General features: G+C 68.3%; 18 protein-coding genes. 9 read left to right on the top strand and 9 right to left on the bottom strand.

Features of this window, described 5'->3' with window-relative positions; translation table 11 throughout:
• Nucleotides 1-5: 5 nt before the first annotated feature.
• The 3 genes from ACWPKK_RS28800 to ACWPKK_RS28790 are packed head-to-tail and all read right to left on the bottom strand — an operon-like array spanning nt 6 to nt 2,957.
• A complete protein-coding gene (locus ACWPKK_RS28800; RefSeq protein ID WP_324871911.1) occupies nt 6-407 on the bottom strand; it encodes a response regulator in 402 nt (133 codons plus the stop codon).
• Complete coding sequence (locus ACWPKK_RS28795; protein WP_452011358.1) at nt 404-2,272, bottom strand: PAS domain S-box protein; 1,869 nt, start codon at nt 2,270-2,272, stop codon at nt 404-406. Before ACWPKK_RS28795 ends, ACWPKK_RS28800 begins: the two co-directional genes overlap by 4 nt.
• Before the next feature lie 7 nt (nt 2,273-2,279).
• The gene (locus ACWPKK_RS28790; protein WP_324871913.1) at nt 2,280-2,957 is read right to left on the bottom strand and encodes a chemotaxis protein CheX; all 678 of its coding nucleotides are present in this window, start codon (nt 2,955-2,957) and stop codon (nt 2,280-2,282) included.
• 386 nt (nt 2,958-3,343) lie between these two features.
• Between ACWPKK_RS28790 and ACWPKK_RS28785 the strand changes: the two genes are divergently transcribed.
• Nucleotides 3,344-4,123, top strand: a complete 780-nt coding sequence (locus tag ACWPKK_RS28785; RefSeq protein ID WP_452011355.1) for a DUF2076 domain-containing protein — start codon at nt 3,344-3,346, stop codon at nt 4,121-4,123.
• A gap of 15 nt (nt 4,124-4,138) precedes the next feature.
• Here ACWPKK_RS28785 and ACWPKK_RS28780 read toward each other — a convergent pair whose 3' ends face one another.
• Genes ACWPKK_RS28780 through ACWPKK_RS28770 form a run of 3 tightly spaced genes read right to left on the bottom strand, consistent with a single transcriptional unit; the run spans nt 4,139 to nt 10,333 of the window.
• Nucleotides 4,139-5,269 carry a response regulator gene (locus tag ACWPKK_RS28780; protein WP_452011353.1) on the bottom strand — a complete coding sequence of 377 codons (1,131 nt, stop codon included), beginning with the start codon at nt 5,267-5,269 and terminating at the stop codon, nt 4,139-4,141.
• A complete protein-coding gene (locus ACWPKK_RS28775; RefSeq protein ID WP_452011350.1) occupies nt 5,266-9,213 on the bottom strand; it encodes a PAS domain S-box protein in 3,948 nt (1,315 codons plus the stop codon). The genes ACWPKK_RS28780 and ACWPKK_RS28775 overlap by 4 nt, the downstream gene beginning before the upstream one ends.
• 4 nt (nt 9,214-9,217) lie before the next feature.
• Entirely contained in the window at nt 9,218-10,333 is a 1,116-nt protein-coding gene (locus ACWPKK_RS28770) for an FIST signal transduction protein (protein ID WP_452011348.1), read from the bottom strand.
• Between the two features lie 382 nt (nt 10,334-10,715).
• Here ACWPKK_RS28770 and ACWPKK_RS28765 point away from each other — a divergent pair, with 382 nt between their 5' ends.
• Nucleotides 10,716-13,352, top strand: coding sequence for a methyl-accepting chemotaxis protein (locus ACWPKK_RS28765; RefSeq protein ID WP_452011345.1), 2,637 nt, complete (start codon nt 10,716-10,718; stop codon nt 13,350-13,352).
• Between the two features lie 97 nt (nt 13,353-13,449).
• On the opposite strand, the gene ACWPKK_RS28760 is transcribed toward ACWPKK_RS28765, so the two are convergent.
• Both ACWPKK_RS28760 and ppc read right to left on the bottom strand, forming a co-directional pair.
• Nucleotides 13,450-13,656: a hypothetical protein gene (locus tag ACWPKK_RS28760; RefSeq protein ID WP_452011344.1), complete on the bottom strand. Its 207-nt coding sequence runs from the start codon at nt 13,654-13,656 to the stop codon at nt 13,450-13,452.
• 287 nt (nt 13,657-13,943) lie between these two features.
• Nucleotides 13,944-16,715: a phosphoenolpyruvate carboxylase gene (ppc, locus tag ACWPKK_RS28755; protein ID WP_452011341.1), complete on the bottom strand. Its 2,772-nt coding sequence runs from the start codon at nt 16,713-16,715 to the stop codon at nt 13,944-13,946.
• Nucleotides 16,716-17,069: 354 nt separating this feature from the next.
• On the opposite strand from ppc, the gene ACWPKK_RS28750 reads away from it, so the two are divergent.
• From ACWPKK_RS28750 to uxuA, 7 genes are all read left to right on the top strand, one after another.
• Nucleotides 17,070-17,828 (top strand): GntR family transcriptional regulator, encoded by a 759-nt coding sequence (locus ACWPKK_RS28750; protein WP_324871921.1) that lies wholly within the window; start codon nt 17,070-17,072, stop codon nt 17,826-17,828.
• A 157-nt stretch (nt 17,829-17,985) separates the two neighbouring features.
• Nucleotides 17,986-19,482 (top strand): mannitol dehydrogenase family protein, encoded by a 1,497-nt coding sequence (locus tag ACWPKK_RS28745; protein ID WP_452011339.1) that lies wholly within the window; start codon nt 17,986-17,988, stop codon nt 19,480-19,482.
• A 40-nt stretch (nt 19,483-19,522) separates the two neighbouring features.
• A complete protein-coding gene (locus ACWPKK_RS28740; RefSeq protein WP_452011337.1) occupies nt 19,523-20,551 on the top strand; it encodes a Zn-dependent oxidoreductase in 1,029 nt (342 codons plus the stop codon).
• A gap of 211 nt (nt 20,552-20,762) precedes the next feature.
• Nucleotides 20,763-21,788 carry a TRAP transporter substrate-binding protein gene (locus ACWPKK_RS28735; protein WP_324871924.1) on the top strand — a complete coding sequence of 342 codons (1,026 nt, stop codon included), beginning with the start codon at nt 20,763-20,765 and terminating at the stop codon, nt 21,786-21,788.
• A 103-nt stretch (nt 21,789-21,891) separates the two neighbouring features.
• A complete protein-coding gene (locus tag ACWPKK_RS28730) occupies nt 21,892-22,395 on the top strand; it encodes a TRAP transporter small permease (protein WP_324871925.1) in 504 nt (167 codons plus the stop codon).
• The gene (locus ACWPKK_RS28725) at nt 22,395-23,669 is read left to right on the top strand and encodes a TRAP transporter large permease (protein ID WP_452011333.1); all 1,275 of its coding nucleotides are present in this window, start codon (nt 22,395-22,397) and stop codon (nt 23,667-23,669) included. The genes ACWPKK_RS28730 and ACWPKK_RS28725 overlap by 1 nt, the downstream gene beginning before the upstream one ends.
• 61 nt (nt 23,670-23,730) lie before the next feature.
• Nucleotides 23,731-24,927, top strand: coding sequence for a mannonate dehydratase (uxuA, locus tag ACWPKK_RS28720; RefSeq protein ID WP_452011330.1), 1,197 nt, complete (start codon nt 23,731-23,733; stop codon nt 24,925-24,927).
• A gap of 58 nt (nt 24,928-24,985) precedes the next feature.
• On the opposite strand, the gene ACWPKK_RS28715 is transcribed toward uxuA, so the two are convergent.
• Nucleotides 24,986-26,494, bottom strand: a complete 1,509-nt coding sequence (locus ACWPKK_RS28715) for a sigma-54 interaction domain-containing protein (RefSeq protein WP_452011328.1) — start codon at nt 26,492-26,494, stop codon at nt 24,986-24,988.
• Between the last annotated feature and the right edge of the window lie 188 nt (nt 26,495-26,682).

The raw sequence follows: 26,682 nt of genomic DNA, 5'->3' as shown, positions 1-26,682 counted from the left end.
CCCTCTCAAACGAACAGTTCCATCGTCTGCGGCACGTTGCGCGGCGTCTCCCCCGCCAGGACCGCGCGGGCGACGTCGACGGCGGCGAGGAGGCCGCTTTCGGTGAAGGGCTTGGGCAGGCAGCCGATTCCGGTGAGCGGGCCGTCCTTCTTCAGCTCGTCGCGGAACGACGTGATGAACAGGCACGGCACGCCGAGCGCGTTCAAACCACGCGCGGCGTCTATGCCGTTGGTGCCTAAGCCCAGATGCACGTCGACCAGCGCCAGGTCCGGCTTGTCGGCCTCGGCCATCTCCACCGCCTCCATCGCGGTGACGGCGGGGCCGATGACGTCGTGGCCGACCGATTCAAGGTAGAGTTGCTGTTCCAGCGCGATCAGCACCTCGTCCTCCACCAGCAGGATCTTCATCCGTCAATCTCCTCGGCGGAGGAAGCTTCCAGCAGCGGCACCGCGTCCGGCACCGGAAGCTCGATTCGGAAGGTGGTCCCCTGCGGGGTAGTGTCGATGTCCACGCTGGCCCGGATCTGGCCGGCGAGGCTGGAAACCAGGCGCATGCCCAGGCTGCGGCTCTTGCGGATGTCGAAATTGGACGGCAGCCCCGGACCGCGGTCCGACACGGTCAGGGACAGGTCGTCGCCCTCGCGCCGGAAGGTCACCGTCACTCGTGCCGGTCCGCCTCCGCGATGCTTCACCGCGTTGGTGATCAGCTCGTTCGCGATCAGGCCCAGCGGTGCGGCGTGGTCGATCGGCAGATCGATGACCTCGGACCGCACGACGATGTCGCACATGCTCTCGCCGCCCGAGGCGCGGGCCAGATCCTCGCACAGCTCGTTCAGGTAGGTGCCGAACTCGATGGTCTGGAACTGGTCAGCCTGATAGAGCCGGTTGTGGACGCGGGCGATCGCCTCGATGCGGCTGCGGGCGTCCTGGAAATGCACCCGCACCGCCTCGTCCGGCAGGCTGAGAGTCTGCAGGGTCAGGAGGCTGGACACCAGTTGCAGGCTGTTCTTGACGCGGTGGTTGACCTCGCGCAGCAGGGTCGATTTCTGGCCGACCAGCTTGCGCAGCGCCGCCTCCATCGACTTGATCTCCGTCACGTCGATGTGCATCAGCACCGTGCCGCCGAAGGGGCCGGCCGGCATGGGGGCGGCAAGGCAGCGGAACCAGTGCTGGTTGCTGGTGACATATTCCGCCGACACCGGCGGCCCGCCGTCGCTCAGCAGCGTGCGCAAGCCGTCCATCACGTCGTCCGCCCGCGGGTCGGCGGTCTGGCCCTTGCCGCAATGGTCGAGGTAATCGTCGCCGACGATGCAGCCCTGGCCGAGGAAGGTCGTCTCCGGTCCCGCCTCCGCCCAGGCGCGGTTGACCGAGACGATGTGGCCGGACCGGTCGAGCACCGCGATGAAGGCGGGCAGCGCATCCAGCGTCGCCTTGGTCTGCTCGGCCAGCTGCCGCATGGCGAGCGCGCTGGCCCGCAGTTCCTCGCGGGTGCGGCGGCGCTCGGTGATGTCGCGCAGGATCCCGGTGATGAAGCTGCGCCCTTCCGATTCCCAGCGCGCCATCGACAGTTCCAGGTCGATGTGGCTGCCGTCGCGGCGCCGTCCGGACAGTTCAACCGGCTGGGTGACGGCGTCCAGGCTGCCGGAACTGCCCGGGCCGCTGTGCTCGGCCATGGCGATCCAGTCCGGCGCGTCGTCGCCCAGCAGCACCGTCACGTTCTGCCCGATCAGCTCCTCCGGCCGATAGTCGAACTGGCGGGTTGCGGCGCCGTTCATCCACTGCACCATGCCGCGGGTGTCGGTGGTGAGGATGGCATCGGGAGCCGTATCGACGATGGCGCGGTAGCGGGCGTCGCGCTGCTCGCGCAGGACGCGCTCGCGGTTGACCGACGCGGTGACGTCGGTCACCTGGATCAGGCAGCGCGCCTCTCCTCCGGCCACCCCTCCGGTCGTCTGGGCGTGGGCCGGCAGCGGACGGATCACCACATTGTGGACCATCCGCCGCCCATCCGGCAGGCGCAGCGGGAACAGCATCGGGTTCAGCGTATGGGACAGCACGCCGGGCGCCCCGGTCGCCAGCGTGTCGCGCACCGCGATGTGCAGGCGCGATTCGCGCAGGTTCGGCAGCGCATCGAACAGGTCATGCCCAAGGATTTCCCGGGCGGTCAGGGTGGAGGCCTGCTCCATCCAGCCGTTCCAGTACAGGACCCGGCAGTGGCGGTCGAGAAGCAGGATACCTGCATCCAGCGCCCCGAGGACGTCCAAGGCCCACATCGGTTGTTCAGGCAATCTGGGGACCATGCGGCGTTCCGGCGGATGTGGGATCTTCGGAGGCGATGCCTTCGATGAAGGCGTGGATCAGCAGCTGCAGCGACTCCAGCGAGGAGACCCCCATCAGCAAGGCGATGTAACCGCGGATGCTGCGGCTGCGGATCGTGAAGTCGATGTAGAGGAACAGCACCAGTTCATCGGAGTCCCCCGCCTTGTCCTTCAGGATGTTGGCGCCGTCGCCGCGCAGCACCGCCGGCAGCGAGATGGTCAGCCGGTCCTTCAGCGCGTTGGCGACCACGACGAGGCAGCCGTTGAGGATGATGTTGCCGATCTCCGCCAGGGCGTCCTGTTCCAGATCGACGATTTCCGCCAGGGTGAGGTCGCCGCCCAGCACCGCGCGGGCCAGTTCCAGGCTGTTGGCCTCCGGAAAGATCAGCATGGCGCGCCCGTCGAAGGAGCCTTGGAACTGCTGCTCCACCGCCACCAGTCCGCTGCGCTCGCGCGCGCTCAGGAAATCGGAGGCTTCCTGCCGGCTGACGATGTCCACGGTCGGGACGGACAGCAGAACCTGGTCGTTGACCATGCGGCTGAGATGGGTTGCGGCGCGGCCGACCCCCATGTTCACCAACTCGGTCAGCGCATCGCGCTCCAGGTCGGTCAGTTCCACCATCTCTCGGCGCCTGTTCATTCTTGGTCTCGGCTTCACAACCGGCGCCGCCCGGCGGTCGCATCCAGAATGTGGCCTATCGACCGGAAAAAGGGCACCCCCGTCAATGTCATATGTTAAGTCGGCGACGCCATAGCCGGTATAGCCGCCCCACTTCCCACAATGGTCAGCCCAACGATCCACAAACTCATGTGCCAAGTTCGGAACGTTCGGCAGCACATCGGCGTTCTAACGCAATATTGCTTTAGAGACGTAATGACATGGCTCGGCTGCTGTTCGAGGTGACGACAGGCCCGTCGAGCAGCACCGTCTCCAGGGGACTTGTCTGCAGGGGGATGGCGACTCCACATCATGCACGGCGCCTGTGCGATGGACGCCGCGCGAGATGATGGCGCGAGGAGATGGCGATGACCCCTGAGGAACGCACCCTTCTGTCCGACCTGTTCCGCCGCCTGCGCGAGGTGGAATCCCAACCGCGCGACGGCGAAGCGGAGGACTTCATCCGCCGGTCGGTCCAGGACCAGCCGCTGTCCGCCTATTACATGACGCAGACCGTCCTGGTTCAGCAGCAGGTGCTGACTGCGGCGCAGACCCGGATCGAGGAGCTTGAACGGCAACTGCGCGACCGCCCGGCCCAGCCGGCGCCGTCCGGCGGCAGCTTCCTGTCGAACGCGCTCGGCATCGGCCGCAGCCCGTGGAGCCGGGGTGCGGAGCCGCCCTCCGCTCCTACTCCGCAGCCGCCTCAGCCGCCTGCCGGCCGCAGCCCGTGGGGTGGCGGACCCGGCGCGGCCTACCCGCAGCAACCCTATGCACCGCCTCCTTTCCCGCAAGCCGGCATGGCGCCCGGAATGGCCCCTGGACTCGCGCCGCGCGGCGGCGGCTTCTTCGCCGGGGCGGCACAGACGGCGGCGGGCGTGGCCGGCGGCATGCTGGCGGCGAGCGCCATCTCCTCCCTCCTGCACCATTCCCCCGGCCCCTTCGGTGAGGCGGCGGCGCAGACACCGGTCAGCGAGACGATCAACGAGACGGTGATCAACAACAACTACGGCGGCGATCAGGGACCGCAAACCGACGCGGTGCAGGATGCATCCTACGACCCGGGCCCGCCGCCGGCAGACGATGCGTCATTCGACGACGCGCCCGTCGATGAGGGCGGCAGCGACGGCGGGGGTGATTCCTGGATCTGACCGTCGCCTGACGGCTCACCCCTCGTCGCTGTAGCGGTTGGCGATGTCCTTGAACTCGTCCTCCAGCGCGGTGAAGGCGGCGACGACGGCAGGGTCGAAATGGCTGCCGCTGCCCTCGCGGATGATGGCTGCCGCTTTCTCGTGCGGGAAGGACGGCTTGTAGCAGCGCCGGCTGATCAGGGCGTCGTAGACGTCGGCGACCGCCATCAGGCGGGCCGACAGCGGAATCGCCTCCCCTGCCAGCCCCTGGGGATAGCCGGCGCCGTCCCAGCGTTCGTGGTGGCCGTGCGCGATCTCCCGCGCGATGCGCAGGAAGGAGCTTTCGCCGGCAGCCCTTTCGCCGGTGGCAATGTCCGCCTGCCCTTCGGCGGCGAAGATGGCGTCGTGGCCCAGCGCGGCGTGGGTCTTCATGATTTGGAATTCGTCGTCGGTCAGCTTTCCCGGCTTCAGCAGGATGGAATCCGGGATGCCCACCTTGCCGACATCGTGCAACGGCGCCGACTTGTACAGCAATTCGATGGTTTCCTCGTCCAGCTGACCGGCATAGCGCGGGTCGCGGCTGAGATGGAGGGCGAGGGCGAGCACATAGTTCTGGGTGCGGCGGATGTGGTTGCCGGTCTCGTTGTCGCGGGTCTCCGCCAGCGAGGCCATGGCTCGGATGGTGGCGTCCTGGGCGCGCAGCAGGTCGCGCGTGCGCTCCGCCACCCGGTCTTCCAGTTGTCGGTTCTGGTTGGCGAGCGCGCGCTTGGCCTCGCGCAGGGCGATGTGGGTGCGGACACGCGCCAGCACCACCGGCGGGGAGATCGGCTTGGTGATGTAGTCGACCGCGCCCACTTCGAAGCCGCGGGTCTCGTCGTGGACCTGCCCCATCGCGGTGATGAAGATCACCGGCAGGTCGCGGGTGCGGGCGTCTTCCTTCAGCCGTCTGCACACCTCCACCCCGTCCATGCCCGGCATCATCACGTCGAGCAGGATCAGGTCCGGCAGCGGGTCGCCGGCCAGCCGGGCGAGCGCCTGCGGCCCGTCCTTCGCCACGATCAGCCCGTAGCTGTCGCGCAGAAGGTCGGCCATGACCTTGAGGTTGATCGGCTCGTCGTCGACGATCAGGATCCGCGGCTTGTCGCCGTTCTGAAGCGGCATGCTCATGTCGCAGTCTCCCTCAGGTCGCGAAGCCGGTCGCGCAACTCGGCAAGCGCGGTGGCGGCATCCTCGAAATCGAAGGCGCCGGCGTGGCGGTTAACCCGGTCGGCCGCCGCGGCGACCGGGCTGCCGACCAGCAGCCGGGCCAGCCCGTCGGCCATGTCGCCGGCCTCCGGGTCGCCGGCGATCAGCAGGCCGCCCAGTTGATCGGCGAGCGACAGCGCCGCCCGCAGGGTATCGCGCGGCAAGGTGGCGGATGGCAGGGTGGCGGAAGACTGAGCGGCGGGCGCATCCGCCGTCGCAGCGGCCTCCGCCGCCGGCCGGCCGAGGGTGCCGATCCCGTCCACCACCAGTGCGAGCGCGTCGGCAATCCGGTCGAGCACCCCATCCTCCAGAACGGGCGGCGAGGTCATCGCCCCCCGCTCCACCGCACCCGCCAGGGCCGACAGGTCCATGGCCCCGACGGTGGCGGCGGTGCCCTTCAGCGTATGGGACAGGCGCAACACATCCTTCCACCGCTCCTCCCGCACCGCGGTGGTCAGTCGCACCGCCTCCCCGGCATGGGTGGCGGCGAAATCGATCAGGATCCGGCGCAACAGGGCAAGATTGCCGTTCACGTTGCGCCGGGCGACGGCAAGGTCGAGCGCCGGCAGGCTTTCGGGCAGCGCCGGAGCGGCCGAGACGGCGGCCGCCACTGGCGCCGAAACCGTTCCGGCAGGAGCCCCGCCACCCAGACCGGAGCCCAACCCGCGCACCGGCTTCAGCCAGCGGGCGAGCGCCGCATAGAGCGCCTCCGGGTCGATCGGCTTGGAGACATGGTCGTTCATGCCCGCGTCCAGGCAGCGCTCGCGGTCGCCGGCCATGGCGTGCGCGGTCATGGCGACGATGGGCAGGGCCGACAGCTCCAACTCGCGCCGGATCAGCCGGGTGGTCTCGTAGCCGTCCAGCCCGGGCATCTGCACGTCCATCAGCACGAGGTCGAACTTGACCTCGCGCAGGCATTGCAGGGCCTCCTCGCCGCTGCCGACCACCATCGCCTCGATGCCGACCAGTTCCAGAAGGCCGCAGGCGACCTGCTGGTTGACCAGATTGTCCTCCACCAGCAGGACGGTGCGCCCGACCAGCGCCGACAGTTCCGTCGATTGGGCCGGGTCGTGGATGCGGCGGACGGCGTCCGCCATGCGGGGGCCGGCGCCGCCGAGCGCCATCATCACCGAATCGAACATGGCCGACGGCGTCACCGGCTTCTCCAGTACGGCGGTGACCGGCCCGCCGCCGGGCAGCGTTTCCTCAAGGGCGCCCTGCACGCCGTCGGCTCCATAGGCCGTGGTCATCACCACCGGCGGCTGGACGCCCGGCAAGGCGCGCAGGCGGCGCAGCGTCTCCACCCCGTCCAGGTCGGGCATGCGCCAGTCGAGCACCACCAGCTCCACCGGCGGCTGGCTGCCTGCCTGCCCATCCTCCAGCCGGCGGAGCGCCGACAGGCCGTCCGCCACCGCTTCCACGGTCAGGCCGAAGCGCTCCAGCATGTCGGTCAGGATGGAGCGTACGGCGTCGCTGTCGTCGACCACCAGCACGCGCCGGTCCATCAGGTGGCGCGGCAGCCGTTCGGCGGCGGTCTCTCCTGCCGCGACGCGGCAACGGACGGAGAAGCGGAAGATGCTGCCCTCCCCCTGCCGGCTTTCCACCGACACGCGGCCGCCCATCAGCTCCACCAGTTGCCGGCAGATCGCCAGCCCCAGCCCGGTTCCGCCGAACCGCCGCGTGGTGGAACTGTCGGCCTGGGTGAAGGGGCGGAAGAGCACCGCGGTCTGATCCGGCGACATGCCGATCCCGCTGTCGCAGACTTCCACCTCCAGCCGGTAATCGTCGCCGGTGCCGATGCGGCCGGCCACGGTCACCACCACCTCGCCCCGCTCCGTGAACTTCACGGCGTTGGAGACGAGGTTCAGGATCACCTGCCCCAGCCGCAGCGGATCGCCCACCAGCGTGCCCGGCACGTCGCCGTTCAGGTCGACGATCAGCTCCAGCCCCTTCTCCCGCAGCTTGGGCAGGACGACGGTCGCCACCTCCTGCAGGACGTCGCCGACGTGGAAGGGGATCGCCTCGATGGTCAGCTTGCCGGCCTCGACCTTGGAGAAGTCGAGAATGTCGTTGATGATGCCGAGCAGGCTGCGCGAGGACGCATGGATCTTGTCGAGGTAATCGCGCTGCCGCGGCGTCAGGTCGGTCTTCATCATCAGGTGGCTGAGGCCGATCACCGCATTCATCGGCGTGCGGATCTCGTGGCTCATGTTGGCGAGGAAATCGCTCTTCTGCCGGTTGGCGCGGTCGGCCTCCTCCTTGGCGCGCGCCAGTTCGTCCTCGGTGCGCTTGCGGTCGGTCACGTCCTTGTGGATGCCGGTGATGCGGGTGGGCCGGCCCGCTGCGTCGCGGTCCGTCACCTTGCCGGCCGACAGGATCCAGACCCAGGCGCCGGACTTGTGGCGCATGCGGAACTCGACCTCATAGACCGCGACGCGCCCGGCGACATGCTCTTCCAGGATGGCGAGAACCCGGTCCCGGTCGTCCTCGTGCAGCAGCCCCAGCCAGGTGGCGCCGCAGGGCGGCAGTTCGCCGGGGGCGTAGCCCAGCATGCCGAGCCAGCGGTCGGAGAAATAGGCATGGTCGGTCACCGGGTTCCAGTCCCACAGCCCGGTGTTGGAGGCGTCCAGCGCCACGGTCAGCCGCTCCTCGCTCTCCTGCAGGGCGGTCAGCATGCGCTGGCGTTCGGTGATGTCCTGGAAGACGGTGACGGAGCCGACGATGCGCCCTTCCTCGCGCAACGGCACCGCCGTGATGGCGATGGGGAAGACGGTGCCGTCTCGCCGGACGAAATGGTCGGTTTCGGAGCGATAGGAGTCGCCGCGCCGGACGCTGTTCAGGACGGCGCAGTCCTTCCGGTCGACCGGCTGCCCTTGCGCATCCTTGTAGTGGACCGCGTCATGCAGGGTCAGCCCGCGCAGGTCCTCCAGCGACCAGCCGAGCAGCCGTTCCGCTTCCGGGTTCAGGAAGGTGCAGAAGCCGTTGCGGTCCAGCGAGAAGACGCCCTCGCCCATGCTGTCGGTGATGCTCTGCAGGAAGCGGCGGCTTTCCTCCAGTTCCGCTTCCATCCGCTTGCGTTCGGTGATGTCGGTGCGGATCGCGATGTACTGGTGCGGCTGTCCGTCGGTGGTCAGCAGCGGCACGATGGTGGCGGCCACCCAATAGTCTTCGCCGGCCTTGGTCCGGTTGCAGATCTCGCCGTGCCAGACCTGCCCGTCCATGATGGTGTGCCACATCTCCGCGAAGAAGCCGGACGGGTGGCGGCCCGAATTCACGATGCGGTGCGAACGGCCCAGCAGTTCGTCGCGGGAAAAGCCGCTGATCTGGCAGAACTTGTCGTTGGCGTAGGTGATGATGCCGCGGTGGTCGGTGATGCTGACGATGGCATGCTGGTCCAGCGCGAATTTCTGCTGTTCCAGCGCCCGCTGGGCGGCGGAGCGCTCCTCCACCAGCCCTGCCATCAGCTGACTGAGCCGCTCCAGGCTGTCTGTCGGGCTGCTCTCGGCGGAATCCGGCAGCTCCGGGCGGCCGTCGGCGCGCAGCAGGCTGTTGGCGACGCCGCGCAGGCGGCGGATCGCATGGGCCTGGGTCGCCGCCTCCCGCCGCAGCCGCTCGTTGGCGTCCGCCAATTCCTCCGAACTCAGTTGAAGGCTGCGCGCCCGCAGGGTCAGGTCGCGGTCCGCCTGCTCATAGCTCTGGCCGATGCGCCCGAACAGGGCCGGCAGTTCCGCCAGCATCCGTGCCGCCTCCGGCGACAGGCCGGTCCGGCCGGCAAGCGCCTTCAGCTCCGCCAGCACGGACTCCGCCGCCTCCGCGCTTTGCAGGCCCAGCACGCGCTTGAACTGGCTTTGCAGCAGGCGGTGCATGCGCTCAGCGTTCCGTCAGCAAGGCGACCGTCATCGTCTGGTTGTGCAGCCGGCAATCGACCAGATCGCGCATCGGCCCGATCTCCCCATAGGAGTAGAAGCCGGTCAGCAGGGTGCCGGCCCCCAGCCGGTCGGCCACCGCCTGCACCTCCTCCTCCACCCGGTCGCCCAGCACCAGCTTGCGCCCGACGCAGCTGACCAGCAGGGCGAGCCGGTCCCCCTCGGCTGCCTTCCCGGTATTCGACTCCGTGCTGGCGGCGGCGATGGCCCCCGCCTGCTCCGCCCCGTCGACCAGCCCGTCCGTGCTGGCATGCATCAGCCGGAGATAGAAGCCCTCCTCCACCGTGCCGGCCAGGATCAGGCCGCCCGCAGCCTCGTCGATGCCCAGGATGGTGCGGATCAGCCCGACCGAGTCATGGTTGCCGTTCAGCAGCTCGAACGGGAACAGCAGCCCCGACGCCGGCAGGTCGCGGGCATAGTCGCCGAGATAGCGCTTGTAGACGTTCAGCGCCGGTTCCCCGTCCAGCTGCAGCAGCAGGTTGCCGACGGCCTGCGTCACCTTGCGCGCCGGCCCGAACGGCTCCCACCCGCCAACGGAGCCGAGGCCGAGATGCGGCCCGTCGCCATAGAGCCCCACCGCAACCGCACCGGCGTCGGACACGCCGGACGGCGACAGCACCAGCGTGCGTACGAAGGCGCCGCCGTCGCCGGCCAATCCGCCCGAAACCGGCACCCCGGCCGGCAGGCGCGACACCAGCCCATCGATCAACGCGCTGCCGTTCACCGCCACGCCACGGGCGAACAGCAGCACCCCCGCCAGTCCCGGCCGGGCGGCAAGCGCCTCTCCCAACGCCTCCCCCGCCGGCTGGCTGTCGTCGATGACCGCGATGCCGGCCTCCGCCGCGGCGACGGCGCCTCGTTCAAAGCGGATGGCGGTGACGGTGCAGGAGTCGTCGAGCACGCCGTCGCCGACGATCTCGCCCGCGGTGCTGCATCCGGCCAGCACCGCACCGGGAAAGGCATCGGCGAGCCTCGTCGCGAACCCCGGCGCGTCGAAATGGGCGACCGAGCCGAAGACCAGCACCAGATCGGCCTGTTGCGGGACGGGCTGCGGAGACACCTCCGCCGCCGAGGGCGCTAACACCGTCTGCCAGACCCGCATGCGTCTCCCCATCATCGACGTCTCACGCGGAAGACTAACACGGCGGTTGCGGGGGAGAAGAGCCTCTATAACGTTCGTCGCATGCGGATGGTCATAATGACGCATGCCGAGACGGCCGGTCGCAAACATGCCGCCGAAAGCGACTATGCCTACGAATGGCAGAAAATGAGAGTTCCCCCGTAAGGATCTGTCAACCACACTGCAGTATGGTTGGTCTGCCAAGCAGTGCAGGTCTGGATCAAATCGCGCAAGCGGGAACCGGCGGCCGCAGGAGCAGGAACGAACAAGACGGGCGCCAAGCCCGGCCAGTCACATCATTCCGGGGGAGCAGGGACGAAACATGACGATCGATGTCCGCCACGACAGCATGATGCCGGACCGCAAGGACGGCGAGCCACGCGCCCGCCGCCTGGGCGTCCGCGGCAAGCTTCTGCTCGCCTTCGCCGGCATGGCCGGCATGACGGTCGCCGCCAGCATCGTCGGGCTGACCTCCTTTTCCGCCGTGGAGGCGCCGCTGACGCGGATCGTCGGCACCGGGCTGCCGGAAATGGAACTGGCCAAGCGCCTGTCCGGCGAAAGCAGCGGCATCGCCGCCGCCGCCCCGGTGCTGGATGCCGCCGAGACGCAGGCCGAGCGCGAGCGTGCCTATCGCGACATCATGGGCAGCGCCAAGACGTTGGGCGCCCTGGTGGACGAGTTGGGCAATCGCCGGCCCGGCGATGCCCGCATTCCGGAACTGCGGGCCAAGACCCAGGCGCTGGTCGTCACGCTGGACAAGGAGAACGCCGCCGTCAACCGGCGCCTGTCGGTCCGCACCACCCGCGAGGAGATGGGTGTCGGGCTGGCCACCTCCTATGACACCTTCCTGGCGGCTCTGGCTCCCCTGACCGACCGGGCCGGCGCGACCCTGCGCGGCAAGGGCGAGGCCCTGGACGCCAGCACCGAAAGCGACATGAATGCGCTCGGAGACGCCGTGCGCTCGCTGATCACCATGTACGAGGTGCGCGGCGACCTGAGCGTCGCGTCCGAGGCGCTGACCCGCGCAGGCGGAGCCGAAACCGCCTTTTCGGTCACCCAGCACCAGCAATCCTATCTGGAAGCCGCCGCCCGCATGGTCAGCGCTGCCGCGCAGATCGGCGGCCGGCTGAGCAAGGAGACCTCCGACGGGCTGGACGCCTTCTTCCTGCTGGGCGACGGCGCCACCGGTGTCTTCGACATGCGCCGCAAGGCCCTGGAACTGCCGGTCGGCAGCGCGGAGCGCGACGGGCTGCGCCAGAAGGTGGCCGACGTGCTGGCCGACGCTGCGCGCCGTCAGGCCGTCCTGTTGGAGCAGATGGAATCGCCGCTGATGCGGTTGAAGGCCGAAATCAAGCTGTCCAGCGTCAACATCCGCTCGCAGACCCGTGATTCGATGCAGGATCTGCTGGGCGACGGATTGGCCCGCTTCCGGACATATCTGGAGCTGTCGACCTATGCCGCCGCGACCGTCGGTGCCCTGAACGAGGCGATGCAGGCCCCGACGGAAGACCGGCTGGCGACGCTGGAAGCCCGCTATGCCGCCGCCGCCAAGGCGATGGCGGAACGGTTGAAATCCTTGCAGTCGGTCGGCGACGACGGGCTTCCCAAGCTGGTCAAGAGCGCCGAGGCCCTGATCGGCTTCGGCAAGGGCGAGTCCAGCCTGTTTGCGCTACGCCAGTCGGAATTGCATGCGGTCGACGAGAACGAGCTGATCCTGGCCGAGAACCGGCAGATCGCCCAGGAATTCGCCGGGATGATCGACGCCCAGATCGCGATGATGAAGCAGGAGGCGGATTCCGCCGCTGCCGGCGCCACCGACGCGCTGTCCGCCGGCCGCATGATGTTGATCCTGTTCGCCGCCGCCAGCCTCGTCGGCGCCGCCGCGCTGGCCTGGTTCGTGGTCGGCCGCAACATCGTCGCCCGGTTGAGCGCCCTGTCCGACGCCATGCGGGCCATTGCCTCCGGCAACCTCAACGCCCCGATCCCCGCCGCCGGTTCCGACGAGATCGGCGACATGACCCGCGCGCTGATGGTCTTCCGCGACACCGCCAACGAGGCCAATGCGGCCAACGCCCGCGCCGAGACCGAACGCAGCCGGGCTGCCGGCGAGCGCCGCCGGGCCATGGTCGAGATGGCGGAGAATTTCGAAAGCAGCGTCCGCGGCGTGCTGGACCGCGTCGCGCGTGCGGCCGGCGAGATGCAGGACATGGCCCAGCGCATGAGCCGCAATGCGGAGGCCACCACCGGAGAGGCCGCGACCGCCGCCAGCACCTCGCAGCAGGCCGAAGGCAGCGTCAAGGCGGTCGCCGCCGCGACGGAGGAGCTGTCGGCGTCGATCCAGGAGATCGGCAGCCAGGTCCACGCCTCCAGCCAGATCGCCCGCAAGGCGGCCAGCGAGGCCGAACGCACCGACCGCACGGTGGAGGGGCTGTCGCAGTCCGCCAACAAGATCGGCGAGGTGGTGCAGCTGATCAACGACATCGCCAGCCAGACCAACCTGCTGGCCCTGAACGCCACCATCGAGGCGGCACGCGCGGGCGAGGCCGGCAAGGGCTTCGCGGTGGTGGCCTCGGAGGTGAAGAGCCTCGCCAACCAGACCGGCAAGGCGACGGAGGAGATTTCCAGCCAGATCCAGGCGATGCAGTCGGTGACCCAGGACGCGGTGGACGCCATCCGCTCCATCGCCGGCACCATCCGCGAGATCAACGAAATCGCCGCCACCGTCGCGGCAGCGGTCGAGCAGCAGAGCGCGGCCACCCGCGAGATCGCCCGCAATGTCGGCGAGGCCGCCGATGGCACCCAGCATGTGCGCCGCAACATCGATTCAGTGGCCCGGGCCGCCGCGGAATCGGGCGAATCCGCCACCCGCGTGCTGACGGCATCCTCCACCGTGGCGGACGAGGTGCGCTCGCTGGGCTCTCAGGTCGACAGTCTGGTCAACCGGATGCGGGCGGGCTGAAGGCAAGACGGAGGACAGGAAACCGGCTGGCCCTACCCCGTCGTCCGACCTGCGGAGCGGCGGGGTAGAGCCAGTTTTGCAATAGACCCGGCACCGGTCACTGCCGACCGCTTCTCTGGACGGTGATCTGCTGCCACAGGATCGCCGCCCCGGCACCGGCGCCGCAGGCACTGCCCCAGACAAGACGCTCTTCCTGTTCGTCGGCGGCGGTGGCTCCCGGCTGGGTGCCGACGGCACCGACCGTCCCTTGCGCCCGAACCTCGTCCGGTTGGGCCATCTGCTGCTGTTGCGACTGAGTGGTCATACCAATCCTCCTGGTGAGGCCGCGACAGCTATCAAACTATTCGTCTGCCTTCAATTCGGATTTTTGAAAGAACCCATGACTTTTTGCGGCTCAGCCATTCGAATATGCCTGCGTCATTTTGCAGCGGCGAAGACTTGAACGGCACTGCACAAGAACAGGGAAAGATTGTTGGCCAAATTGATTTTGCATCTGCTCACAAGCGAAAAAGGCCCCTCTTCCATGGGGAAGAGGGGCCCGTTCCGAAAGGTCCGGCTGCAGCTGCTGGCGGCGGAAAACAAGCCGGCGGATCAGCCGCTGTTGCGCAATCCGGCGGCGATGCCGTTGATGGTCAGATGGATGCCGCGGGCGATCTGCTCCCCGCTGTCGCTGGTGCGGTGGCGCTTCAGCAACTCGACCTGGACGTGGTTGAGCGGGTCCAGATAGGGGAAGCGGTTGCGGATCGACCGCGCCAGCAGCGGGTTCTTCTCCAGCAGGGCCGACTGCTCGGTGATCGCCAGCAGGACCTCGATGCAGTCCTGCCACTCCGCCCGGATGCGGGAGAAGATAGCGTCGCGAAGATCCGGGTCCGACACCAGCCCGGCATAGCGGGACGCGATGGCGATGTTCGACTTCGCGAGCACCATGTCCATGTTGGACAGCAGCGTGCGGAAGAAGCCCCAATCGCGGTGCATGGCGCGCAGCCGCTCCATGCCGTCGGGATGCTGGGCCAGATAGGCCTTCACCGCCGAGCCGAAGCCGTACCAGCCCGGCAGCATCAGGCGGCATTGCGCCCAACTGAACACCCAGGGAATGGCGCGCAGATCCTCGATGCTGGTCGACTTCTTGCGCGAAGCCGGACGGCTGCCGATGTTGAGGTTGGCGATCTCGCCGATCACCGTCGATTCCCAGAAATACTTCTCGAAGCCCTCGGTCTCGTAGACCAGCCCACGATAGGCCTTGAAGGCATGCTCCGACAGCTCTTCCATGGTCTGGAGGAACACATCGGTGCAGGGCTCCGCCGATTCCGGATGCAGCAGGGTCGCTTCCAGCGTCGCCGCCGCCAGCGTTTCCAGGTTGCGGCGGCCGACCTCGGGGTTGGAATATTTGCCGGCGATGACCTCGCCCTGTTCGGTGATGCGGATGGCGCCCTGAACGGCGCCGGCCGGCTGGGCCAGGATCGCCTGATAGCTGGGGCCGCCGCCGCGGCCGACCGAACCGCCGCGGCCGTGGAACAGCCGCAGCCGCACGCCATGCTTGGCGAACACCTCGACCAGCGCGATCTCCGCCTTGTACAGCTCCCAGCCGGAGGTGAGGAACCCGCCGTCCTTGTTGCTGTCCGAATAGCCGAGCATCACCTCCTGCAGGTTGCCGCGGCTTTCCAGGAAGCGCCGGTAGGTCGGGATCGACAGCAGCCGGTCCATGGTGGCGGCGCAGTTGCGCAGGTCGCCGATGGTCTCGAACAGCGGGGCGATGTTCAGGTCCAGCGCCTTGTCCTTCGGCCGCAGCAGCCCGGCTTCCTTCAGCAGGACGGCGACCTCCAGGATGTCCGACACGCCGTCGGTCTTGGAGATGACGCAGTTCACCACCGCGTCCGACCCGAAGCGGGCGCGGGCATCGGCGGCGGTGCGCAGGATGTCCAGCTCCGACGCGGTCTCTTCCGAATAGTCGGCGTAGCGCGAGGCCAGCGGCCGGTTGGTCTCCAACTCCCGCACCAGCAGTTCGATCCGCTCGTCCTCCGACAGCGCCGTGTAGTCGATACCGGCATCGGCGAAGGACAGCAGCTCCGCGACCGACCGCTCATGCACGTCCGAGTTCTGGCGCAGGTCGATGCTGGCCAGATGGAAACCGAACAGGTCGACGGCGCGGCGCAGGTGGCGCAGCCGGCCCTTGGCGAGAGCGGCCGAGCCGTTGACGGTCAACGACCGGTCGATGATGTCCAGGTCGGCGCGGAACTCGGCCGGCGTCAGGTAGGGCGGCGCGTCGCCCACGGCGTGGCGCGGTGCCTCCAGCCCGTCCAGGGTCCGCAACGTCGCGGCGACCCGCGCATAGATGCCGGAGATGGCGCGGCGGTACGGCTCCATCTTGCGGTGCGGCGACGGGTCGGGGGAGCGCTCGGCCAACTGGCGCAGCGGCTCCGACACGTCGATGACGCGGGTGCTGAGCGACAACTCGGCGCCCAGCGCGTGCAGTTCGTCGAGGTAGAATTGCAGGGCGCGGGTGCTCTGCATCCGCATTGCCTGACGCAGGACGGGCGCGGTGACGAAGGGGTTGCCGTCGCGGTCGCCGCCGATCCAGCTGCCCATGCGCAGGAAGGACGGCAGCTCGGTCGTCGCCCAGGACGGGTCCATCCGCCGCAGATGGTCTTCCAACTGGGCGTAGAAGCGCGGCATCTCGCGCAGGAAGGTGTAGTCGTAGAAGGTCAGGCCGTTCGCCACCTCGTCCGTCACCGCCAGCTTGGTGGCGCGCAGGATCGCGGTCTGCCACAGCGTCAGCACGGCGCGCTGCAGGGATTCGAGGTTGGTTTCCTCCTCCTCCGGCGTCATCGGGCCGTGGTCGCGCTCCGCCAGCAGCTTGGCGACGGCCATCTGCACGGTCAGGATGCTCTTGCGCTGCACCTCGGTCGGGTGGGCGGTCAGCACCGGGCTGACCAGCGCGCCGTCGAAGAACTCCTTCAGCTGCTGGGTGGTGATGCCGGCCTTGGTCGCCTCGTCCAGCGCATGGGCCATGGTGCCGTCGCGCGGCGACGAACCGGCGAGCGCATGGGCGCGGGTGCGGCGGATGTGGTGCTGGTCCTCGGCGATGTTGGCGAGGTGCGAGAAGAAGCTGTAGGCCCGCACCACCCGCGCCGTCTGCGGCGGCGACAGGCTGTTCAGGATCGCCTCCAGCTCCTTGCGGGCGCCCTGGTCCTCTTCGCGGTGGAACCGGATGGAGGTCTGGCGGATGCGCTCGACGATGTCGAACACCGCCTCCCCTTCCTGGCTGCGGACGGTGTCGCCCAGGATGCGCCCCAGCAGGCGGATGTCTTCGCGGAGCGGCTGGTCCTTCGTCTCGGAACTTTCCTGCAGCAGGATGGCGGACATGGGCGACGGTTTCCTGGTCGAGGATGGACGGATACGGGTCGATGCGCGAGCGCCGGATACATGAATTTGGATGATCAAATTCCGGGCAGGGGTAAGCCCCTGCGCGCGAAGTGGTCAGACCATCGGCGACAGCATGCCGATTCCTCAGGAAGTTTCAACAGTCCGTGTGCTGGTGCGAAATGATTTCCATAAGTCGTAGCGCTGTGAAATGCGACGTCGCATATGAACGGCCCGCAGCGTGGCGCTTGCTTCCCAACTAGTATGGTAGTATGCTTGACTGATTGTTTCCTCCTGCCCATGCTCCGTATGACGAAGCCGGCGGGGAGAAGGGCGGCCTGACAGGATGGCGAAGCGATGCTGAACAAGATCGACGTGGACTCCGGGGAGCCGATCGCTCGGCGCGTGTACCGGGTGCTGCGCCAAGCCATCGTGACGATGCAGTTCCGCCCCGGTCAAGCCCTGTCCGAGCAGGAGATCGCCGACCAGCTCGGCGTCAGCCGCCAGCCGGTGCGCGAGGCCTTCATCAAGCTGAGCGAGTCCGGCCTGCTGACCATCCGGCCGCAGCGCGGCACCTTCGTCGTCAAGATCTCGGTCAAGCAGGTGCTCGATGCCCGCTTCGTCCGCGAGGCGGTGGAGACCGCGGTCGTCCGCAAGGCTTGCGAGACCATCACGCCGGCTGGACTCGCCGAATTGCGCGACAACCTGAAGGCCCAGTGGGACATCGCCGACGAACCGGTGCCGGTGCGCTTCCTGGAGCTGGACGAGGCCTTCCACCGCACCATCGCCATCGGGGCGGAGTGCGATTACGCCTGGCGCATCGTCGAGGAGACGAAGGCCCAGATGGACCGCGTCCGCTATCTCAGCGTGCCCTATGCCACGCCGATCCGCCGGCTGATCTCCCAGCATCAGGCGGTGCTGGAGGCGATCGTCGCCCGCGATCCTGCCAAGGCCGAAGCGGCGATGGGCATGCACCTGCGCGAGATCCTGACGTCTCTGCCCGAATTGGAAGGCAAGTTCCCCGACCTGTTCACGCAGGAGGATGGCGTGCCGCCTCCCGCTCCCAAGGCTTCCTCCCGGTCTGCCGGCCGTTCGAAGGTTGCCGGACTGCGCTGACCGGCGCAGCATCGGCCTGTTTCCTTATCAGGACGCCATACCATTTAACTGCGGAACAATCCGGGTTGCCCTCGCCCGCAGTGTTTGACATACTACCATACAAGAATGCGAGCCAACGCCTCGCGCAATCGCTCCGCCGGGAAGGAAACCAACCCCCATGCAATCCCCTGCGACCTCTTCCCTGCCTCGTCTCGGTGCCGCCGGCCTGTCAACCCTGCCGGTGGCGGTGGCGCGGCCGGCCTATGACCGCAAGGCGCTGGAACTCGGGGTCGTCCATCTCGGCGTCGGCGCTTTCCAGCGTGCCCATCAGGCTGCCTACACCGACGCATTGCTGGAAAAGCGTTTCGGGCCCTGGGGCATTGCCGGCGTCAGCCTGCGCAGCCCCGACACCCGCGACGCGCTGGAACCGCAGGACGGGCTCTACACCGTCGCGGTGCGCGATGCGGCGGGAGAGCGGCTGCGGGTGATCGGCTGCCTGCTGGAACTGCTGGTGGCCCATGAGGATCCGCAGGCGGTGCTGGAACGGATGTGCCGCCCGTCGGTGTGCATCGTCACCCTGACGGTGACGGAGAAGGGCTATTGCCATGATCCGGCCACCGGCGCGCTGAACGAGGCCCACCCCGACATCCGCCACGACCTGGACAATCCCGGCAGCCCGCGCACCGCAATCGGCTTCCTGGCCGAGGCGCTGGCCCGTCGCCGCGCCGCCGGGCTGCCGCCCTTTACGGTGCTGAGCTGCGACAACCTGCCGAGCAACGGCGACACGGTGGCCCGCATCCTGCGCCGTTTCGCCGAACTGCGCGATCCGGGCTTCGGCGCCTGGGTGGCGGAGACCGTCGCCTGTCCGAACAGCATGGTCGACCGCATCGTCCCCGCCACCACGGAGGCCGACCGCGCCCGCGTGTCCCAGGCTCTCGGCCTGCAGGACGCCTGGCCGGTGGTGACGGAGCCCTTCACCCAGTGGGTGGTGGAGGACCGCTTCCCCGCCGGCCGGCCGGCCTGGGAGGAGGTCGGCGTCGAGCTGGTCGCCGACGTCCATCCCTATGAGACGATGAAGCTGCGGCTGTTGAACGGCAGCCACTCCACCATCGCCTATCTGGGCTATCTGGCGGGCTACGAGACGGTGTCGGACACCATGGCCGACCGCGCCTTCGCCACGCTGGTCCGCAACCTGATGGATTTGGAGACCGGCCCGACCCTGCACATGCCGCCCGGCGCCGACCTCGAGCATTACAAGGACGCGCTGATCGCCCGCTTCCGCAATCCGGCGCTGCGCCACCGCACCTGGCAGATCGCCATGGACGGCACGCAGAAGCTGCCGCAGCGCCTGTTGAACCCGATCCGTGAGCGGCTGGCCGCCGGGGAACCGATCGACCGGATGGTTTTGGCCGTCGCCGCCTGGATGCGCTACGTCGCCGGCATCGACGAGAAGGGCCAGCCCATCGACGTGCGCGATCCGCTGGCCTCCAAGTTGACGGAGATCGCGGCATCGACTGCCGGAAACCCCGACAGGCTGGCCGAGGCGCTGTTCGGCCTGACCGCGGTGTTCGGCGAGGATCTGCCGCGCGACCCGCGCTTCACCGGGCCGGTCACCGCCGCGCTCAGGCGGCTGTTCGCCGAAGGTGCCCGCGCCGTCGTCGCCGCCACCGCCTGACCCAGCTTTCAAAGCATCATCTTCTCTAGGGAGTGTTCCCGTGGTTGCCCTGACCGTCGAAAAGCCGCATGTGCTGGCCCTTCGTCCCGAAAACGCCCCGGCTGCCGGGCCGGTCAAGGCTGGCGAGGTGCTGGTCCGCGTCCAGCGCGCCGGGATCTGCGGGTCGGACCTGCACATCTACCACGGCTCCAATCCCTTCGCGGTCTATCCCCGCGTGATCGGCCACGAGTTCGCCGGCACGGTCGAGGTGGTCGGCGACGGTGTCACCAACGTGGCGGCCGGCGATCATGTGGTGGTCGATCCGGTGGTGTCCTGCGGCCGCTGCTATGCCTGCCGGGCCGGGCGCACCAACGTCTGCGCCAATCTGGAGGTGTTCGGCGTCCATCGCGACGGCGGCTTCCGCAACCATGTCGTGGTGCCGGCGGCCAATGCGGTGAAGGTGCGCTCCGACCTGCCGATTTCGATTGCCGCCCTGGCGGAGCCGCTGTCGATTGCCGCCAACGTTCTGTCGCGCACCGGCATCGCGGCCGACGACACGGTCCTCGTCTATGGCGCCGGCACCGTCGGGCTGACGGTGGTGCAGGTCGCCAAGCTGCACGGCGCCCGCTGCATCGTCGCCGACCTCGACGACAAGCGGCTGGAGCGTGCGAAGGAGTTCGGTGCGGACGTCGTCCTCAATTCCTCGCGCGTGTCGGTTCCCGATGCGGTGCGCGACGAGAATGACGGGCTCGGCCCCACGGTGGTGATCGACGGTGCCGGCGTGCCGGCCCTGCTGGAGGAGGCCTGCCGCCTTGCCAGCCCGGCCGCGCGCATCGGCCTGCTGGGCTTCTCCCCCGGCCCCTGCAACATCAGCCAGCAGGAGATCGTGAAGAAGGAGCTGACGCTGGTCGGGTCCCGCCTGAACCGCCGCCTGCTGCCGCAGGTGATCGAGTGGCTGGAGAGCGGCAAGCTGCAGCCGGCGGCGATGATCACCCAGGTCTTCCCGATCGCCGACGCGGCGAGCGCCTTCTCCCTGATCGAGACCGACCCGTCCAGCACGATCAAGGTGCAGCTCGACTTCGAAGGCTGAGAGTTCGTGAGCTTTTCTCGGCCGTCATCCCCGCGAAGGCGGGAGCCCAGACCTGCCGAATGGAGGCTTTCCCCGAGAAGCCTGGATCCCCGCCTTCGCGGGGATGACGGCCGAGAGGGCAGCCTGAAGGTTCACAGCCTCTGATCGCCCCAGTTTATCCATCGCGCAAATAAAGGCGGACCTGATCCGCCTAAAACGGAGGAGCCACGAGATGAACAGCAAGACCCCGATCTCCCGCCGTACGCTCGCCCGGAGCATCGGCCTCGGTGCCGGTCTCGCCGCCGGTGCGACGCTGCTGGGCGGCATCGCCGCGCCGGCCATCGTCCGTGCCCAGGCCAAGACGACGCTGAAACTGGGCCACCTCGCCAACGAGGAGAATGTCTGGCACAAGGCCTCGCTGGTCTTCGCCGAGGAAGTCGCCAAGCGCACGAACGGCGCGGTCGAGGTCAAGGTGTTCCCCAACGAGCAGCTCGGCAAGGAAACCGACCTGATCAAGGGCATCCAGCTCGGCACCATCGACTTTACCATCACCGGCGAATCCCTGCAGAACTGGGCGCCGGCCGCGGCATTGCTGGCGGTTCCCTACGGCATCCGCGACCTCGACCATCTGGACAAGGTCGTCACCGGCGCGCCGGGCCAGAAGATCGCCGAGGCCATCGAGCAGAAGACCCAGCTGGTTCCGCTGACCTACTTCGCCCGCGGCCCGCGCAACCTGACCAGCAAGCGCCCGATCAAGACGCCGGCCGACCTGAACGGCCTGAAGATGCGCGTTCCCAACGTGCCGCTGTTCGTGTCCTTCTGGCAGGGGCTGGGCGCCAAGCCGACGCCGATGGCCTTCTCGGAAGTGTTCACCGGCCTGCAGAACGACACCATCGAGGCCCAGGAGAACCCGCTGGCCCTCATCAAGTCGGCCAGCTTCTACGAGGTCCAGAAATACGTGAACCAGACGGAACACGTGATCAGCTGGATCTATCTGGTCGGCGGATCGAAGAGAATGGGCCGCCTGCCGGCTGAACAGCGCACCGCCATCATGGAAGCCGCCAAGGCGGCGCAGGCCGCCGAGCGCAAGCTGTTCATCGAGGACGAGGCCAAGCTGGCCGCCGACCTGAAGGCCAAGGGCATGGAGTTTGTCACGGTCGACAAGGCCGCCTTCGCGGAGAAGGGCCGTGCCGCCGTGGTCGCCGCCCTGTCGCCGGAGATCAAGCCGATCTACGACGAAATCCTCGCGGTGAAGTGAGGGGGAGAGTCAGGCCCTCTCCCGTCCCGGGAAGATCCCCTCTCCCTCCGGGGAGAGGGGGACCCTTCGGGTTCGCCTCCCCCCAACCGCAAGAGCCTTCTCCATGCGCACAGCCTTTGCCGCCGCGGTGTCGGCCGTATCCGCCCTTTGCCGTTGGGGTACCCTGGCGGCAATCGGCGTCCTCATCATCGTCGTGACCATCCAGGTGCTGGGCCGCGTTCCCGGCTTTCCCTCTCCGGCCTGGACGGAGGAGGTGGCCCGTTTCGCGCTGGTCCATCTCGTCGCCTTCTCCTGCGGCCTGGCGCTGCTCCGCGGCGAGCTGGTGAACGTGGACATGTTCATCCTGCTGCTGCCCAAGCCGGCACAGTGGGCGGTCGCCCGGCTGGTCGACGTGGCGATCCTGGTCTTCGCCGTCGCCATCATCCCCGGCGCCTGGGACTATGTCGTCGGCAGCGTGGGCGAGCGGGCACGTTCCATCAACGTCCCGATGATCTGGGTCTATGTCGTGACTCTGATCATCCCGGTCTCGCTCGCCTTCTTCTCGATCGCCCGGCTGGCCGGGCTTGGGCGCGATTCCGCGCCGCCCAGCCATGGGGAAACCGTCTGATGGTCACCGCACTGTTCGTCACCTTCGCCGTGCTGCTGATCCTGGGTGCGCCGGTGGGCATCGCGCTGGGCGGCGCCTCGGCGGTCTATCTGGTCGGCAGCGACATCGATCTCGCGGTGGTTCCGCAGTTCATGTATGCCGGCATGGACAGCTTCGTGCTGCTCTGCATCCCCGGCTTCGTTCTGGCCGGCAACCTGATGAACGGCGGCGGCATCACCGACCAGATCGTTCTGTTCAGCAACCGGCTGGTCGGCCACATCCGCGGCGGCCTCGGCCTTGCCAACGTCACGGGTTCGATGGTCTTCGCCGGCATCTCCGGCACCGCGGTGGCGGAGACCGCCTCCATCGGCGCGGTGATGATCCCGGCGATGCGCAAGTCCGGCTACGACGCGCCCTTCGCCGCCGCCGTGACCGCCGCCGCCTCCACCGTCGGGCCGATCATCCCGCCCAGCGTGCCGATGATCATCGTCGGCACCCTGACCGGCCTGTCGGTCGGCAAGATGTTCATGGCCGGCGCCGTCCCGGGCCTGCTGCTGGGCCTCGGCATGATGCTGACGGTCTGGATCCTGGCCCGCGTCCGCAATTATCCGAGGGAGCCGTGGCAGGGCTTCGGCGCGCTGGTCCGCGCGAGCCGCGGCGCCTTCTGGGCGCTGCTGATGACGGCGATCATCCTGTTCGGCATCGTCGGAGGCTATTTCACCCCGACCGAGGCGTCGATCGTCGCGGCGCTCTATGCCTTCGTCATCGGGCTGTTCGTCTACAAGGGCTTCACCCTGCGCCAGCTGCCGGCGATCCTGCTGGAAAGCGCCATCGGGTCGGGCGGGCTGATCCTGCTGGTGGGGCTCGCCAACGTCTTCGGCTGGATCCTGACAAGCGAGCAGATTCCGCAGGCCATCGCCGCTTCGATGCTGGCGCTGACCACCGACAAGTACCTGATCATCCTGATGATCAACATCCTGCTGCTGATCGTCGGCACCTTCATGGAGACGATCGCGGCGCTGATCATCCTGTTCCCGCCGCTGCTGGCGGTGGCGACCCAGGTCGGCATCGACCCGATCCATTTCGCCACCTTCGCCGTGCTGAACCTGATGATCGGCCTGACCACCCCGCCGGTCGGCGTCTGCCTGTTCGTCGCGGCGAACATCGCAAAGATCTCGCTGGGTGCGATCACCAAGGCGATCTGGCCCTTCCTGCTCTGCAACATCCTGATCCTGTTCCTGGTCTCCTACATCCCGGCACTGTCGCTCTGGCTGCCGAGCCTGCTTTTCCGCTGATCTTCCAAATTCCAAAGCCCCCCTCTTTCCGCCCCCCCCTCTTTCCAAGGAGTTCGAAGCCATGGAACAATCCTGGCGCTGGTTCGGCCCCGAAGACGCCATCAAGCTGAACCACATCCGCCAAGCCGGCGCCACCGGCGTGGTCACCGCCCTGCACCACATCCCCTATGGCGTGGTCTGGTCGGTCGAGGAAATCCAGAAGCGCAAGGCGATGATCGAGTCCGACGAGGAGCTCGGCCTCAGCTGGACCGTCACCGAAAGCCTGCCGGTGCACGAGGCGATCAAGATCGGCGAAGGCGACCTGACGGAGCTGTTCGACAACTACCGCCAGTCGATGCGAAATCTCGCCGCCTGCGGCGTGACCACCATCTGCTACAACTTCATGCCGGTGCTGGATTGGACGCGGACGGAGCTGGCCGCGGCGCTGCCGGGTGGCGGCACCTCGCTGCGCTTCAACGCTTACGAGCATGCGGCCTTCGACGTCTACATGCTGGAGCGTCCGGGTGCGGAGGAGGATCACTCCCCGGAAGTGATGGCCAAGGCGAAGGAGTGGTTCGACCGGTCTTCCGAAAGCGACCGGGCGAAGCTCCTGACGAACATCATGGCCGGGCTGCCGGGCGCCTATGACCGCTACGACATCCCCGGCCTGCGCAAGATGATCGCACGCTTCAACGGCATGACCGCCGACGGCCTGCGCGAGACGCTCGCCCGCTTCCTGCGCGAGGTGATCCCGACGGCGGAGGAGGTCGGCATCCGCATGGCGATCCATCCCGACGACCCGCCCCGTCCGCTGTTCGGCCTGCCGCGCATCGTCAGCACCGAGGACGACCTTGCCCACCTGATCGACGCGGTTAAGTCGCCCAACAACGGCCTGACCTTCTGCACCGGCTCGCTGGGGGCCGGCCAGACCAACGACGTGCCGGCGATGGCCAAGCGCTTCGTCGAGGACATCCACTTCGTCCACCTGCGCAACGTCGCCAAGGAGCCGGACGGGTCCTTCGAGGAAGCCGACCATCTCGGCGGCGACGTCGACATGGTGTCGGTCGTCACCACCCTGCTGGAGGAGCAGAAGCGCCGCCAGGATGCCGGCAACGACAACTGGCGCCTGCCCTTCCGCCCCGACCACGGCCACGAGCTGCTGGACGACATCGGCAAGCCGACCCACCCCGGCTATCCGATGATCGGCCGCCTGCGCGGTCTGGCCGAGATCCGCGGCGTGATGACCGCCGTCGCGGCGATGAAGCAGTTGCCGGTGTGATGCGATAGCGTTTCGGCTTCGGCAAGATCCCCTCTCCCCGGGGGGGGAGAGGGGGATTCTACCGCCCCCGCATCCCCAGACGGGCAAGCTTCTTGTAGAAGGCGGCGCGGGAGATGCCGAGCGCCCGCGCCGCTTCCGCTGCCCGGCCGCCGCTGGTGGCGAGCGCGCGGCCGAGCAGACCGCGCTCGAATTCGTCGAAGGCTTCGTCGTATCCCGGCAAGGGCTGCGGTTCCGTACGGACGACCGCCGGAACCGTAATGGGAAGCGCCGCCGGACCAACGTCACCCAAATCCGGCAGCGCCTCCGCAAGGTCGGCGGCGGTCAGGCGGCGGTTGTCGGTCAGCAGGCAGGCCCGCTCCAGGACGTTGCGCAGCTCGCGCACATTGCCCGGCCAGCGGTGGCGGCCCAGCGCCTCCACCGCCTCCGGGGTCAGGCCGCGCAGGGGGAGCCCGGTGCGGGCGGCGATCTCCTGCAGGATGGATTCGGCGATGGCTTCCAGCCCGCCGCCCATCTCCGCCAGGGCCGGCAGGCGGATCGGCAGCACGTTCAGCCGGTAATAAAGGTCGGAGCGGAAACGGCCGTCGCGGATCCGCTGCTCCAGATCGACGTTCGTCGCCGCGATCACCCGCACATCGACCTTCACCGGCCGGTCGGATCCCAGCGGTTCGATTTCCTGCTCCTGCAATGCCCGCAGCAGCTTGGCCTGGAGGCCGAGCGGCATGTCGCCGATCTCGTCCAGGAACAGGGTGCCGCCGTTGGCTGTCTTGAAGCGACCTTCCCGCCCGCGGCGGTCGAGCCCGGTATAGGCACCGGGCACCGCGCCGAAGAATTCCGCCTCCAGCAGCGTTTCCGGGATCGCCGCCACATTGACGCCGACGAAGGACCGGCCGCTGCGGGCCGACAGGCCATGGATGGCCTGGGCGATCAGCTCCTTGCCGGTGCCGGTCTCGCCCAGCAGCAGGATCGGCGCATCGGTGCGGGCGGCGAGACGGGCCTTGCGCTTGACCTCCAGGCACACCGGACTGTCGCCGACATAGCTCTGCAGCGTGTAGCGCGGCTGACGCCCCTCGTCGAGCCGGCGCTTGGTCGCCGCCAGTTCCGCCTCCAGCCGCGACAGTTCGGCCAGCAGGGGCTTCAGCCGGTGCAGGCTGTCATAGAGGACGAAGCCGACGGCGCCGATCACCGCGCCGTCGTCGTCGGTCAGCGGGAAACGCGTCACCACCAGCCGCTGGGTGCCGAACAGCATCAGGTCGAGCAGGATCGGCTGGCCGGTCGCCAGGACCTGCCGCATCTGCGAATGGGGAATGATCTCCTCCACCTCGCGGCCGATGGCCTCGGCGGGGTCGGCGATTCCCAGCATGCGGGCATATTTGGCGTTGATCCACACCACCCGCGCGTCGCGGTCGACCGCCACCGTGCCTTCGGACTGGGTTTCCAGCGCCTCGAACAGCGACGGGATGGCGCGGCGGTGCAGCAGGGCCGCCCCGCCTTCGAAGGCATCGCCGTCGAAGGGACGGGCGTCCGGCCCATCGCCTGAAAACCGGTCGCTGTCCGTTCCGTGCGTCACCCCGGCCGCTCCCCTGTGCCCGTCCGTCCCATCCCCCGTGTTATCGGGACCGCGCACGGAATCCGCAATGGCGGAACGGGCCGCCGGCCTTCTCCGACCTTGGTGCCGCACCCCCTTGCGGAGTCGCGGCGGGCCGGTCCATGCTGCGGCCGCGCCGATGGCCCGGATCGTTCCGGGCGGGCCGCACC

This window comes from Azospirillum largimobile, from assembly GCF_977007025.2.
Note: the sequence above shows the minus strand (reverse complement) of the source record. Positions and strands in the feature narration are given on the sequence as shown.

Excerpts from the sequence above, each read along its gene's own strand:
- ACWPKK_RS28800 (WP_324871911.1), bottom strand. The coding sequence starts at position 407 with ATGAAGATCCTGCTGGTGGAGGACGAGGTGCTGATCGCGCTGGAACAG.
- ACWPKK_RS28795 (WP_452011358.1), bottom strand. The coding sequence starts at position 2,272 with ATGTGGGCCTTGGACGTCCTCGGGGCGCTGGATGCAGGTATCCTGCTT.
- ACWPKK_RS28790 (WP_324871913.1), bottom strand. The coding sequence starts at position 2,957 with ATGAACAGGCGCCGAGAGATGGTGGAACTGACCGACCTGGAGCGCGAT.
- ACWPKK_RS28785 (WP_452011355.1), top strand. The coding sequence starts at position 3,344 with ATGACCCCTGAGGAACGCACCCTTCTGTCCGACCTGTTCCGCCGCCTG.
- ACWPKK_RS28780 (WP_452011353.1), bottom strand. The coding sequence starts at position 5,269 with ATGAGCATGCCGCTTCAGAACGGCGACAAGCCGCGGATCCTGATCGTC.
- ACWPKK_RS28775 (WP_452011350.1), bottom strand. The coding sequence starts at position 9,213 with ATGCACCGCCTGCTGCAAAGCCAGTTCAAGCGCGTGCTGGGCCTGCAA.
- ACWPKK_RS28765 (WP_452011345.1), top strand. The coding sequence starts at position 10,716 with ATGACGATCGATGTCCGCCACGACAGCATGATGCCGGACCGCAAGGAC.
- ACWPKK_RS28760 (WP_452011344.1), bottom strand. The coding sequence starts at position 13,656 with ATGACCACTCAGTCGCAACAGCAGCAGATGGCCCAACCGGACGAGGTT.
- ppc (WP_452011341.1), bottom strand. The coding sequence starts at position 16,715 with ATGTCCGCCATCCTGCTGCAGGAAAGTTCCGAGACGAAGGACCAGCCG.
- ACWPKK_RS28750 (WP_324871921.1), top strand. The coding sequence starts at position 17,070 with ATGCTGAACAAGATCGACGTGGACTCCGGGGAGCCGATCGCTCGGCGC.
- ACWPKK_RS28745 (WP_452011339.1), top strand. The coding sequence starts at position 17,986 with ATGCAATCCCCTGCGACCTCTTCCCTGCCTCGTCTCGGTGCCGCCGGC.
- ACWPKK_RS28735 (WP_324871924.1), top strand. The coding sequence starts at position 20,763 with ATGAACAGCAAGACCCCGATCTCCCGCCGTACGCTCGCCCGGAGCATC.
- ACWPKK_RS28730 (WP_324871925.1), top strand. The coding sequence starts at position 21,892 with ATGCGCACAGCCTTTGCCGCCGCGGTGTCGGCCGTATCCGCCCTTTGC.
- ACWPKK_RS28725 (WP_452011333.1), top strand. The coding sequence starts at position 22,395 with ATGGTCACCGCACTGTTCGTCACCTTCGCCGTGCTGCTGATCCTGGGT.
- uxuA (WP_452011330.1), top strand. The coding sequence starts at position 23,731 with ATGGAACAATCCTGGCGCTGGTTCGGCCCCGAAGACGCCATCAAGCTG.